Origin of the sequence: Aliidiomarina soli, assembly GCF_003986975.1 — a bacterium.
Lineage (GTDB): Bacteria > Pseudomonadota > Gammaproteobacteria > Enterobacterales > Alteromonadaceae > Aliidiomarina > Aliidiomarina soli.
Genome location: NZ_PIPO01000001.1, coordinates 71,437 through 84,123 on the forward strand (window position 1 = coordinate 71,437; position 12,687 = coordinate 84,123).

A 12,687-nucleotide genomic window follows, 5' to 3' on the forward strand; every position below is an offset into this window, starting at 1 on the left:
AGAAGCGCACCGGATTCGGTGCGCTTTTTTTATAGTTAGTTTAACAAATAGCAGACAGTAATTAACCCGATAAAGAGATTGCATTATGCTCGATAGGATTCGTGAAGGTTCCAAGGGACCCGTCGCTAAAATTATCCTTTTCCTGATTATCCTTACCTTTGCCCTGACCGGGGTGAGTGGCTATTTGGGTGGAAGTGCCGACGACCATGTGGCCGAGGTGAATGGCGAAAAGATTTCACGTACGGATTTTGACCGTGCGTATCAGAATGAACGTGCTCAGATGGAAGAAGAACTTGGCGATTTTGTGGAAACGCTGTTCGCCGACGAAGCTTATATGCGCGAGTTCCGTCAGGGTGTGCTTGAACGTTTGATCGAAGAGCGTCTGGCGACTCAGTTTGCAAGTGAGCAGGGTTTTCGCCCTGGTCCACAGCAGATCCGTAATGCTATCCGCAACATGTCGGATTTTCAGATTAATGGTCAGTTCAACAATGACCGCTATGTAGCGTTGCTGACCAATGCTGGTTTTACGCCTGAGCAATTTCGCGATTACATGGTGCGCGAACTTGGCCGCACGACCTTCCTGCAAGGCGCGTTGATGTCCGAATTCATGCTCCCGAACGAGGCAGAAGCGTATCAGCGCCTTCAGAATCAACGTCGTAGCGGTGAGTACATCCGCGTACCCGCACAGAGCTACACCGATGTTGTGAGCGTTAGCGAAGATGAAATCGAAGCCTTTTATGCCGAGAACGAAGCGCGTTTTGAAACTGACGAGCGAGTTCGCGTTGACTATATTGTGCTCGAGTTTAACGACATGCTTGAGTCGGTCACGATTGATGATGCTCAGGCACGAGACTTCTATGAGCAGAATCCTGGCAATTTCCGAACGCCTGAACGTCGCGAGATTGCGCATATTCTGGTCGAAGGTAATGACGCCGATGCGCGTAGCCGGATTGAAGACATTGCCAGTCGCTTAGAGGCAGGTGAAGATTTTGCCGAGCTGGCAGCTGAGTATTCGGATGATACCTTTAGTGGACAGGATGGCGGACTGTTAGGACGCCTGGAACGCGGTATGATCGACCCCGATATCGAAGATGCAGGTTTTGCCCTGGACAATGAGGGTGATGTATCTGATATCGTTGAATCAGAGTTTGGTTTTCATTTGGTTAAATTGACCTCATTACGCCCAACTCAGCTTGACCCCTATGAAGAAGTCGCTGAAACCATTAAAGAAAATTTACGTCAGCAGGAAGCTGAGCAGCAGTACTTTACGCTGCAACAGACCCTATCACGAGTCAGCTTTGAAGCTCCTGAGAGCTTGCAGCCAGCCGCAGAAGAAACAGGCCTGGACATCCAGCGCAGCGAATGGATGGATCGTGAGGGCGTGAATGAATTTGCCGATCAGCGTTTACTAAATGCGATTTTCGATTCCGACGTGTTGCGCGACAACCTCAACAGTGAACTGGTTGAAGTCGATGAACGCAGCTACGTAGTACGTGTGAACGAGTATGAACCTGCGAGTCTGACGCCGTTGGATGACGTGCGCAGTGACATCGAACAAGCTCTGGTGATGCGTAAAGCGCGTGACGAAGCCCGTCGGGCAGCGAATGAGTTGCTGGCCCAATACCGTGCTAACGAACTGCCTGAGGGTGTTGAGGCTGAAAGCTTTAGCGACGTTTCGCGCAACGACGCAGAGTTACCAGCCGGCGTGGTTAGCCAGTTATTCCGGTTACCAGCGCCCTCTGACGATGCGGTTTCAGCAGACATCGCTGAGTTACGCGGTGGCGACTTAGCCATTGTCGCGCTGACTGACGTCATCGAAGGTGAAGTCAGTGACAATGGTGCGAGTGAACTGCGTCAGCGTTTTGAAAACCGTTACGCAGACGCTGCTTACCGTGCAATTATGGAAGCCTTGAAAGAAGACGCGAGTATTACCCGTAATCTTTAGTACTTAGTTTCTTCAGCAATAAATAAAAAAAGCTCGTGTCTTATGACACGAGCTTTTTTGTTTCCCTTGACTCCATCGTCTGCTATCGCCCGGTCGGATAAAGTGAGGGAAGGCGGTGGTTATCAGTTTGCTGTTTGTTGCGCCGGTGTAGCAGCTGAATGCTTTGCCATAGCGCATCACCCTGCTGCCACTGGCTTTGTGGCCGGTAGAGGGCCTCTTGCAAGGCGTTCAACTGGGCGGTTAGTGGCGTACTGGCGAAATAGTTGCTGACCTCATCGAGTGTTGCACAGTGACGCTCCGTGGTGCTGTTGACCCAGGCGAGTAGTGCCTGGCGTGCGGCCTGAGGCTGATTGGCACGGCAAGCAACTTTCAGTTGCTGCAGGGGCTTGCGGCTTGCAGCCGGAACCTTGTCACTGGCTTTCTGAGCCGACGGTGATGAAGGCTGACGATGTCGAGTACGCCAGTAGAACCAGGCAAAGATGAGCAGAGTCAGCAGCCATAGAATCAATAGTACGACACTGCTAATTTGCCATATAGCGTCTGCGCTAGTGCGGTCCGCATCTGGGCTGCTGACATCGGTAGAGTGCTCTGCTGCATTGTCAGTTGCACTACCAGTTGTAGAATCGGTTGCCGCGGGATCTTCAGTGGAGGAACCGTCGGCGGGCTGAGCTGAGGGAGAGGGCATTCCACCTGCCGGGGCGTGCACGGTAATTTCCCGACTTTCAATGCGCGCGGTGCGCACTTGCTCGTTGTCGACATCCCACCAGCTAACTTCGACCGCTGGCAATTCAAAGGTGCCAGCCTGTGACGGTAAAATCACCCCACGGAAGGTCGCCTGAGCGATACGTTCGCCATCGCGACTGTAGCTTTCCCGTTCGGTTCGCTCAGCGTAGTAACGCAGCCCTGTCGGATAGTCGGTGCTGATGTCGGGCAACTGCTCGTCGCGTACCCCTTGGGCTGTTAGCGTGATATGACGCGTTATGGGTTCACCAACGATGAAGCGCTGCTGGTCATTAAGCTCGTCATTCAGTACCACTTGTTTACTGGGTAACCAGCGACCATCGAAGCCGTCAACCTGCGGCTGCACATTGATTTCTATATCGGGCGCCAATGCAGTCACACTTTGTGGACGGCTAAACGAGGCAAAGCTACGTTCGCTACTGTCGCGAATTTGTCCGTCAAAGCGGCTACCACCGATGGTAATCGCACCACTACGGCGGGGGGTAATGAAATAGGTTCGTTCAATTACCCGGTAGCGTGTGCCATCGATTAACTGCTGAGTTTCTTCGTCATTACCACTTTGCTGAATATCGGCGTGTTCGATTTCCGGCGGGCTTATTGAACCGCTTTCGAGTACCTGTGCCAGGTGCAAACGAACGGTGTAACGGACTTGCTGCTGAATATAAGGATTGTCATCGTCGATGCGGGCGGTGACAAACACCGGGCCTCGCTCGTTCTCGCTCTCGCTGGCTTCAATGACCTCGAGCTGAATCGGTGAGGTGCGTTGGCCGTCTATATCGAATGCGGGGATCCGATAGCTGCCCGGGCGTCTGGCGACTAAGGTGACTTGCCAGCGTGTTTGCCGGCTCATTTGGCCCTGGATAAGTCGTGTCGAACGGTCAACTGAGGTGGCGCCGACGACGAAGTCACGCAGCAAGGTCTCATTGCGAAATGCGTTGCGTGGTAAATCATCGCTCGCGGTGATGGTCAGGGTGAATGACTCATTAACAATGACCGGATTTTTATCTACCTCAGCGTTGACGGTGAGCGCAAATGCAGAGCCGGAATGCAGCAGGGCGATCGCGAGCAGGGTTAGACTTAACCAGTATTTAGCGTGACTCACGGCTGACGGGCTCCTCTTGGTGGTTGATTATACTGGCGGCGCTCTGCCTCCAGCCGCATGCGGTTACGCAGTAGAATAGCAGGGTCGCTCTCCATCCGTCGTAACAGCTGTTCAAGCTCAGCACGCTCTTCATCGCTAAGATCATCCTCGTTTAGTCTCTCTTGATCTTCTGCAGTCGCTGGCGGCTGTCCGTCCAGCTCTGACTCATCGCTATCGCCGGGTTCGGATTCCGACGCTTGCTGCTGTTCTGACTGCTCGCTTTCTATTTCTTCTTCGGCTTCATTTTCAGGCTGCTCATCCGAAGGCGGAGACGGTGCGCTATCAGACCCTGTTTCCGGCTCATCAGATTGCTGCTGATCGTCAGACTGCCCCTGTTCGTTTTGAGCGGACTGTTCCCGCTCATCGGTTTCGCTCTGTTGCTCACCTTGCGACTCGTTTTGTTGCTGCTGTTCGCGCATTTGCTCCACGGCCGCTTTATTCTGCTCCGCTTCAGACCATCCGGGACGCTTTTCCAGGGCGCGCTGGTACGCTTCGATCGCCTCATCGAACTGACCAAGCTGGGCGAGGCTGTTGCCGCTGTTGTACCAGCGCTCGGCGCTATCGCCTGTCTCCGAATAAGCGCTTAAGGCCGCTGCGTAGTCACCTGCACGATACAGTGCATTGGCGCGCATCATGGGGTCGGGGAAAAGGGAGGCAGCCTTTTCATAATCGCCTTGCTGATAGGCTTCATCAGCACGTTGCTGTCGATTTTGAAAGGCGTTATCAAGCACGTCGCTTTGCGTCTGCTGTGCTGAGACCGGGCTGTGGAACGCTGCGAAAGGAAGGCAAAGCAGACATAGCAATGCCCCCCGACGTGCCATTAGTAAGGCGAGAGGAAGCAACAGCCAGGCCAGATAAGGGCCGCGGTCAATCCACTGGTCACTGCTCATATCATCAGCCTGCTCGCCGGCACGTTCATTCAGTGGCCCCTGGTCAACAACACGTTGAATGTCGTTGTCACCGGCTTCTACCCGCACACTCACACCTCCGGTGGCGACACTGACACGCTCAAAGAAGCGCGCGTTAAGCCGGGCCATGGTTATGCGGCCAAGGGTATCGCGAAGCATTTCGCCACTGCTTAAGCGAATGGGCGTGCTTTCGTCATCGCCGGCGATAATAGTGCTGACCCGATGCTGACGAGAGCGGAAAAACTGAGTGAGTTCCTGCAGATCATCCTGTTCCATCCCGGCTGCAAACCAATAAATTTCGCCCTGTTCAAATCCGGCATCGCGCAACATGCGGTCTGCTTCGCGCATTGCCAGTAGCGGATAATTGCCAGCCACTGGCATGATCTCTGGTGACATGGCGGGCAACATCGCCTGAATATTACCGTGGTCGTGGGTTAACGGAGATATTGCAAATGCATCGCCGGCATAGGCGATAAGGCCGATCTGTGCGTTGTCCAGCTCAGCGACAAGGTCCAAAGCCTTAAAGCGTAACCGGGTAAGCCGGTCAGGACTAATGTCGGTGGCCCGTGTATTCATGCTCATATCCATCACGATCACTGTGCCGCGTTCGGTTTGATATACCGGGGCTGGGGCTTTCTCCCATGCTGGGCCGGCCAGGGACAGGCTGGCAATCACCCAGGCGGCACAAAGTATCAGCAGTGACGCGGTGCGACGACTGCTTTCGCCGCTGGGAGCCAAAAGAACCGGCTGCAAATGAGTGGCAATGACTTTTTGCCAGCCACTGTTACGACCCAGTTGTGACCACAGCCAGGGGAGCAGGACAACAAGCCCGATTAGACTGAATAACCACCCGGGGCGGAGGAAGTGAAAGTCTTCCATTAGCGTCTCCTCGTTCGTGGCTGAGCGCGCAACTGGCGCAGGTGCAGGCCTCGTTGCAGCAGCAAGAACAGACTTAAGGTAAAAGCGACTGATAATGGCCAGTGGGCCAGAGCGGTGCGCGGGCGCATATACTGGTCGTCACCCAATACGGGTTCTAACTGGTCAATAATGTCATACGCGCGGCGCATTTCAGCCTCGTTGCGGGCCCGGAAATAGTCACCGCCAGAAACAGACGCAAGCTCATTGAGGAAGCCCTCGTCCAGTTCGGCACTGGGGTTGATGCGTCGCTCTCCAGACCAGCTTTGCACCACCATTTCGTCAGACCCGATACCAACGGTATGCACGCGGATGCCGCCATTGCGTGCGAGAGTCAGAGCTTCACGGGCATCGATAGCGCCTGAATTGATCATGCCATCGGTGAGCAGGAGGATAACGTTGTTCTCGGAATCACGTTCACGCAGGGTGCGGATGGCTAAACCTACCGCATCACCCAATGCGGTTCGCTGACCAGCCAGTCCCAGTTGAGCCTCGCGGGCGAGCTGAGCCAGCGCCGTCAGATCAGAGGTTAACGGCGAATAGACAAACGCATTGTCGGCATACACGATAAGGCCAATACGATCGCCATGGCGACGTTCGATGAATTCAGCAAGAATGTGGTGAGCGGCTTGTAAACGAGTGACCTGACGCCCATTAAGCGTCATATCGTCGGCCTGCATACTGCCCGACAAATCGAGTGCAATCATCATTTCACGCCGCTCTTGCTGCATAGGGACTGGTTCGCCAACCCATTGTGGTTGGGCGAGGGTGGCTACTAACGCAAGCCAAACCAGGCCTGGGAGCAACCAGAGACGAATTCTTCCGGGGTGCTGAACCTGCCGCGGCGAAATAAAACGCGCGGCCCTGGGCAGACTAAGCGGAATTTGTGACTGACGTTGCTCGGGGCTGACTTTACGAACTATCCAGGGTAACGGGAGCAAAAACCAGACCCACCAAAGGGCAAATTCAAACATTACGCAGCTCCTTGGCGATGCTTAGGTGGCCAGGCCGCATTCGCCCAGTCAGCAATTAGCTGCTGATACGCGGCAACCGTTGCTGCGTCGTGCGGTTGATACTGGAGTGCCTGAAACTGATTAAAGCGCGGCGCGAAAGCCGCGTGTTTTTGCGGCGGCAACTGTTCCAGCAGGAAAGCCTGCCATTGCTCAGAATGCAACGCCGCTATTTGCTGGCGTGGGTAATAGAGCAAGGCGGCCTGTTTGAGAGTCAGATTGACGGCCGACAACGAGGGTAAGGGGTGTTTAAGCTGCGCGCGCAACAGGCGCAAACCGCGACGCTGACGGGCTCGCTGTATAAGCCAGAAACACACACCGCCGAGAAGTACTATCAATAGAGTGATAAGTACCCACCAACCCCAGGCCAGAGGCCACCAACTGACGCTATAGGTATCGGCAATGTCATGTAAGCCGAGATCTGAACTCATCGCTGCAACTCCTGCCACTGCAGTGACAGTGGCTGGCTGGCATCGATCGAGGTGGTGCTGATACGCGCCTGCGCCAGAAGCTGGACCCGTTTGTCCAGCCAGGTACTGCTTTGCTGTTTATAGATAGCGTTGGTCCGTTTATCGCCTAGCCAGAACTCGCGGGTGAAGTCTTCATCTACTGCCTGAACCCTGGTTGCTTGGACCTGCGGTAATTCGTGTTCGAGCGGATCACTAAGCAAAATAGCCTGCACTGCATTGTGCTGACTAAGGGCTCGCAAGTCGCTGATCATGCTCTCGTTCAGTTGATGAAAGTCACTTAGCAAATAGACTTGAGCGCCGGTTTTAACCACCTGGCGTAAACGTTTCAGGTTGCTGGCAAACGTTCCGGCGACTGGCATTGGCCCGACTTCGTTATTCAGTTCGGTGACATGATGCAAAAAACGCAACACGCCCTTATCGCGCCCCAGTGGTTTGGCTTCGACATGGCGGCGTTGATTAAAGACCAGACCGCCGATGCGATCACCACGGTAGGCAGCTTGCCAGGCAAGCGCGGCACAGACGTGGGCGGCCTGTACCGATTTAAACAATAATTGGCTGCCAAACTGCATGCTGGGGCCTAAGTCGACAAAAAAGAACAAGGGGCGTTCTTTCTCTTCGCGGAATAACTTGGTGTGTGTTTTACCGGTGCGTGCGGTGACCCGCCAGTCGATGGCACGAATGTCATCGCCGCTTTGGTAGTGGCGCACTTCATCAAATTCCATGCCGCGGCCTTTCAGTTTACTCAGGCTACTGCCGCCACGGCCGCGGGCTGGTAGCCGGTTTTGCCGACCGAGCTGGACCGTACGCAACTGACGGTAGGCGAGAAGTTCGTCCAGACACAGGTTATGGCCGCTACTTTGTAACGCATTTAACCACTCTGTGCTGGTTTGTTGAGGCTGAATTCGCTGAATTGACATCGGTTTATGGCGCAGGCACTAATTGCAAAATGGTATCCAGAACCTTATCCGCGGTGACACCATCGGCTTCTGCCTGATAGCTAAGGATCAAGCGATGGCGCAGTACATTGTGAGCCACTGCCGCAACGTCATCAGGGGTGACAAAGTCCCGGCCCAGCAGCCAGGCACGCGCCCGGGCACAACGCTCAAGTGCTATTGAGGCACGTGGACTGACACCATACTCAATCCAGTTGGCCAGTTCGTCGCTGTATGCGGCGGGTCGGCGAGTGGCCATCACCAGCTGGACCAGATAGGTTTCTATCGATGTTTCCATGTGCAGACTCAGGGTGGCTTTACGTGCCGCGAAAATAGCATTCTGACTAAGCGGTTGCGGCATGCTGTGTTCGCCCTGAATTGATTCATTGCGGGTTAGCTGCAAAATACGCTGCTCGGTTTCTGCGTCCGGGTAATCAAGGACTAAATGCAATAAAAAACGGTCCAGTTGAGCCTCTGGTAACGGGTAGGTCCCTTCTTGCTCAATCGGGTTCTGCGTTGCCATAACGGTGAACAGGGGCGGTAACTTATAGGTTCGTTTGCCGACCGTGATTTGCCGTTCGGCCATTGCTTCAAGTAGTGCGGACTGAACTTTTGCCGGCGCCCGGTTAATTTCATCGGCCAGGATCAGGTTATGAAATAACGGACCGCGCTGGAACTTAAACTCACCAGTTTCAGGCCGGTAAATGTCGGTTCCGGTGAGGTCGGCCGGGAGTAAATCCGGGGTGAACTGGATGCGGTGGAAGTCACCTTCAATACCTTTGGCCAAAGCATTGACTGCTCGGGTTTTGGCCAGGCCTGGCGGGCCTTCAACCAATAAATGACCGTCCGCAAGGAGGGCAATGAGCAGGTGCTCAGTCAGCTCGGGCTGGCCGATAACCTGACTGTTGAGAAAGTCTCGTAATTGTCTAAAGGCGTGAACTGCCATGCTATGTCCTTCTCGTGATTGTTGCGTCTTCGTCTATTCTTATGCACACACTCTGATATTAAAGTGCCAGGATAGTTCGGGTAATAAGGTCAGTGTACCGAAAATCAATGGTTTAAATCTGCTAAATTTGACGTTAGAATCAGGGTAATAATTCGTGGTCTGACCAGTAACCGTATAGGGGAGTTCTATGTCAGCTTCAGCACAGTCGATTAAGACCGCGAACGGGGAGCGTATTGCCATCGTCGATGGTCTGCGTACACCGTTCGCAAAACAAGCCACTTATTTCCACGGCGTTCCAGCTTTGGACATGGGAAAAATGGTCGTTCAGGAGCTTATCAACCGTTCCGATTTAGATCCAGCGCTGGTTGAGCAAGTCGTATTTGGTCAGGTCGTGCAAATGCCGTCTGCGCCGAACATTGCACGGGAAATCGTGTTAGGTACCACGCTGCCGGTCACCACAGACGCGTATAGTGTTAGCCGGGCCTGCGCGACCAGTTTCCAGTCGACAGTGAATATTGCTGAAGCGATGATGGCCGGTAACATTTCGGTCGGTATTGCTGGTGGTGCAGACTCATCGTCGGTATTGCCAATTGGGGTATCCCGTAAACTGGCGCATGCGCTGGTCGACCTTAACAAAGCTCGCAGTCTGAGTGCGCGGCTGAAAATATTTAAGCGTCTGAGCTTTAAAGACCTGTTACCAGTCCCGCCTGCAATTGCTGAGTACTCAACGGGTCTGAGCATGGGCGAAACGGCTGAACAAATGGCGAAGAGCCATCAAATCAGTCGCGCGGATCAGGACAAGCTGGCTCACCGCTCGCATACCTTAGCCCACCAATCCTGGGAAGATGGCAAGCTGAGCAGAGAAGTGATGGCAGCCCATGTTGCGCCGTACACCGACTTCCTGGAGCGTGATAATACGGTTCGCTCAGACTCAAAAGAAGATGGCTATGCGAAGTTACGGCCGGTCTTTGATCGTAAACACGGGTCTGTCACAGCCGCCAATTCGACGGCTCTCACCGATGGTGCTTCAGCGGTTATCATGATGACTGAAAGCAAAGCAAAAGAGCTTGGCTACAAACCACTTGGCTATATTCGTAGCTATGCATTCAGTGCCATCGACGTTTGGGAAGACATGTTGATGGGGCCGTCGTACGCCACCCCGCTGGCACTGGAACGCGCCGGAATGCAGCTCAGTGACCTGGATTTAATTGAAATGCACGAAGCCTTCGCGGCGCAGACACTGGCCAACGTGAAAATGTTTGCCAGCAAGAAGTTCGCTGAAGAGAAGCTTGGCCGCAGTCAGGCGATTGGCGAAATTGATATGGACAAGTTCAATGTCATGGGCGGGTCACTGGCGTATGGTCATCCGTTTGCCGCGACCGGCACCCGTTTAATTACCCAAACGTTGAATGAACTGCAACGACGCGGTGGCGGCACCGCACTAACGACGGCCTGTGCAGCAGGTGGTCTGGGTGCAGCGATGATCCTGGAGACAGAATAATGAGTGAGTTAACGCAAATGGATACGCAGCAGGGCGCTTTTACTTTAACCAAGCGGGACGATGGTATCGCGATTATCACCATCGATGTGCCCGGAGAAAGTATGAACACGCTGAAGTCGAGCTTTGCAGATGAAGTAACGACGCTGCTGGATAAAATTGAAGACGACAGTGAAATAAAAGGGGTAGTCCTTATCAGCGGTAAGCCCGGGTCGTTTGTGGCGGGCGCTGATATTCGCATGATCAGTGAATGTGAGACGGCAGCCGATGCGGAGAGCCTGGCGCGCCAGGGGCAAGCGTTATTTGACCGTATCGAAGGACAGCGAATTCCGTTTATTGCCGCGGTTCATGGTGCCTGTCTCGGTGGTGGTCTTGAGCTGGCGATGGCCTGTCACGGCCGGGTTATTTCGGATTCAGCGAAGACGGTAATGGGGCTTCCAGAAGTGCAGTTGGGTCTGTTGCCAGGTTCTGGCGGCACCCAGCGGTTACCACGGATTGTCGGCGTCCAGCAGGGCTTAACGATGATGCTGACGGGTAAACAGTTGCGACCGAAGCAGGCGAAAAAGCTGGCGTTAGCGAATGACGTTGTGCCGGAGAGTATTCTTCTCGATGCGGCGATAGAGCTGGCCAAGAAAGGTAAGCCAAAGAAAGCCAAAGCGAAGCAGGGCACCATGCAAAAGGTGTTGGAAGGGCCTCTCAGTTCAGTGTTATTCAACAAAGCACGGGAACAGGCGCAGAAAAAAGCGCAGGGCAACTACCCGGCGATTGACCGCATTATCGATACCGTACGTCATGGTATGAGTAAAGGCTTCAAAGCAGGGCTTGAACTGGAAGCTAAGAACTTTGGCGAGCTCGCGATGACGGCACAGAGCAAGCAATTGCGTAATATCTTCTTTGCCACTACGGAAATGAAAAAAGAGACTGGTGCCGATGGCGTGCAGCCGGATAAAGTGAAGAAAGCTGCAGTGTTAGGTGGTGGTTTAATGGGTGGTGGTATTGCCCATGTCACGATTAGCAAAGGCAAACTGCCGGTACGACTAAAAGACATTGGTCAGGAAGGTATTAAGAACGCACTGAACTACCACTATAAGCTGCTCAAGCCTAAGGCGAAGCGCAAGATTATACGTCAGTCAGAGCTGGAAAAGCAGATGCTGATGCTGAGCGCGACGACGGATTACTCCGGTTTTAAAGATGTCGATCTGGTGGTTGAAGCGGTATTCGAGGATCTGGATCTGAAACAAAAAATGGTGGCAGACATTGAGCAGCATGCGAAGACGGAGACTATCTTTGCGACCAATACCTCGTCGTTGCCTATCACCAAGATTGCGGCGAAGGCAGAACGTCCTGAGCAGGTGATCGGTTTGCATTACTTCTCGCCGGTCGAGAAAATGCCATTGGCGGAAATTATTACCCACCCGGGAACCTCGGCGAAAACCATCGCCACTACGGTTGCGTTCGCCAAAGCACAGGGTAAAACACCTATCGTGGTGCAGGACGGTGCTGGTTTCTATGTCAACCGGATCCTGGCCCCGTATATGAACGAAGCGGCCCGTTTGCTGCTTGACGGAGAGCCGATCGAACATTTGGATAAATCGCTGGTTAAATTCGGCTTCCCGGTAGGCCCGATCACCTTGCTGGATGAGGTTGGTATTGACGTTGGAGCCAAGGTTGCGCCGATTCTGACGGACGAGTTAGGCGAACGTTTTGCCGCGCCAAATGCGTTTGATAAGTTACTGGAAGATGGTCGTAAGGGCCGTAAGACGAAGAAGGGCTTCTATAAATACGAGGGCGGCAAAAAAGGCAAGGAAGTCGACAGTAGCGTGTATCAGATACTGGGAATTTCGCCGCAGAAACGCTTGTCACAGGATGAAGTTGTTGAGCGTTGTATGTATCCGATGCTGAACGAGGCGGCCTGGTGTCTGCAGGAAGATATTATTCGCTCCCCACGGGACGGTGATATCGGCGCTATCTTTGGTATCGGCTTCCCGCCGTTCCTGGGTGGCCCATTCCGTTACATGGATAGCCTTGGTATCGAGCAGGTGGTTGAGACGTTACGCCGCCTGGAAAAAGAGCAGGGTAGCCGTTACGCGCCTTGTGAGCTGTTACAGCAGATGGCTAAGGACAAGACTCGCTTCTATGGCTAACAATGTGGGCTAACAATGTGGGCTAACATGTGAGCTA

At 53.7% G+C, this 12,687-nt stretch carries 9 protein-coding genes; 3 read left to right on the forward strand and 6 right to left on the reverse strand.

Annotation, left to right across the window (positions count from 1 at the left end; translation table 11 throughout):
• Positions 1 to 85: 85 nt before the first annotated feature.
• Positions 86 to 1,945, forward strand: a complete 1,860-nt coding sequence (locus tag CWE14_RS00365) for a SurA N-terminal domain-containing protein (protein WP_126797581.1) — start codon at positions 86 to 88, stop codon at positions 1,943 to 1,945.
• 82 nt (positions 1,946 to 2,027) lie between these two features.
• Here the strand turns inward: CWE14_RS00365 and CWE14_RS00370 are convergent, their stop codons facing one another.
• Genes CWE14_RS00370 through CWE14_RS00395 form a run of 6 tightly spaced genes read right to left on the reverse strand, consistent with a single transcriptional unit; the run spans position 2,028 to position 9,008 of the window.
• A complete protein-coding gene (locus CWE14_RS00370; RefSeq protein ID WP_126797582.1) occupies positions 2,028 to 3,788 on the reverse strand; it encodes a BatD family protein in 1,761 nt (586 codons plus the stop codon).
• Positions 3,785 to 5,614 carry a tetratricopeptide repeat protein gene (locus CWE14_RS00375; protein WP_126797583.1) on the reverse strand — a complete coding sequence of 610 codons (1,830 nt, stop codon included), beginning with the start codon at positions 5,612 to 5,614 and terminating at the stop codon, positions 3,785 to 3,787. The genes CWE14_RS00370 and CWE14_RS00375 overlap by 4 nt, the downstream gene beginning before the upstream one ends.
• On the reverse strand, positions 5,614 to 6,624 hold the full coding sequence (locus CWE14_RS00380; protein WP_126797584.1) for a VWA domain-containing protein: 1,011 nt from the start codon (positions 6,622 to 6,624) through the stop codon (positions 5,614 to 5,616). The genes CWE14_RS00375 and CWE14_RS00380 overlap by 1 nt, the downstream gene beginning before the upstream one ends.
• Positions 6,624 to 7,091: a DUF4381 domain-containing protein gene (locus CWE14_RS00385; RefSeq protein ID WP_126797585.1), complete on the reverse strand. Its 468-nt coding sequence runs from the start codon at positions 7,089 to 7,091 to the stop codon at positions 6,624 to 6,626. Before CWE14_RS00385 ends, CWE14_RS00380 begins: the two co-directional genes overlap by 1 nt.
• Entirely contained in the window at positions 7,088 to 8,047 is a 960-nt protein-coding gene (locus CWE14_RS00390; protein WP_126797586.1) for a DUF58 domain-containing protein, read from the reverse strand. Before CWE14_RS00390 ends, CWE14_RS00385 begins: the two co-directional genes overlap by 4 nt.
• Positions 8,048 to 8,051: 4 nt before the next feature.
• Complete coding sequence (locus CWE14_RS00395; protein WP_126797587.1) at positions 8,052 to 9,008, reverse strand: AAA family ATPase; 957 nt, start codon at positions 9,006 to 9,008, stop codon at positions 8,052 to 8,054.
• A gap of 187 nt (positions 9,009 to 9,195) precedes the next feature.
• Between CWE14_RS00395 and fadI the strand changes: the two genes are divergently transcribed.
• Together fadI and fadJ are read left to right on the forward strand one after the other, a co-directional pair.
• A complete protein-coding gene (gene fadI, locus CWE14_RS00400) occupies positions 9,196 to 10,509 on the forward strand; it encodes an acetyl-CoA C-acyltransferase FadI (protein WP_126797588.1) in 1,314 nt (437 codons plus the stop codon).
• A 17-nt stretch (positions 10,510 to 10,526) separates the two neighbouring features.
• A complete protein-coding gene (fadJ, locus tag CWE14_RS00405) occupies positions 10,527 to 12,650 on the forward strand; it encodes a fatty acid oxidation complex subunit alpha FadJ (RefSeq protein ID WP_126798129.1) in 2,124 nt (707 codons plus the stop codon).
• The last annotated feature ends 37 nt before the right edge of the window (positions 12,651 to 12,687 follow it).

Excerpts from the sequence above, each read along its gene's own strand:
- CWE14_RS00375 (WP_126797583.1), bottom strand. The coding sequence starts at position 5,614 with ATGGAAGACTTTCACTTCCTCCGCCCCGGGTGGTTATTCAGTCTAATC.
- CWE14_RS00390 (WP_126797586.1), bottom strand. The coding sequence starts at position 8,047 with ATGTCAATTCAGCGAATTCAGCCTCAACAAACCAGCACAGAGTGGTTA.
- CWE14_RS00385 (WP_126797585.1), bottom strand. The coding sequence starts at position 7,091 with ATGAGTTCAGATCTCGGCTTACATGACATTGCCGATACCTATAGCGTC.
- fadI (WP_126797588.1), top strand. The coding sequence starts at position 9,196 with ATGTCAGCTTCAGCACAGTCGATTAAGACCGCGAACGGGGAGCGTATT.
- CWE14_RS00365 (WP_126797581.1), top strand. The coding sequence starts at position 86 with ATGCTCGATAGGATTCGTGAAGGTTCCAAGGGACCCGTCGCTAAAATT.
- CWE14_RS00380 (WP_126797584.1), bottom strand. The coding sequence starts at position 6,624 with ATGTTTGAATTTGCCCTTTGGTGGGTCTGGTTTTTGCTCCCGTTACCC.
- fadJ (WP_126798129.1), top strand. The coding sequence starts at position 10,527 with ATGGATACGCAGCAGGGCGCTTTTACTTTAACCAAGCGGGACGATGGT.
- CWE14_RS00395 (WP_126797587.1), bottom strand. The coding sequence starts at position 9,008 with ATGGCAGTTCACGCCTTTAGACAATTACGAGACTTTCTCAACAGTCAG.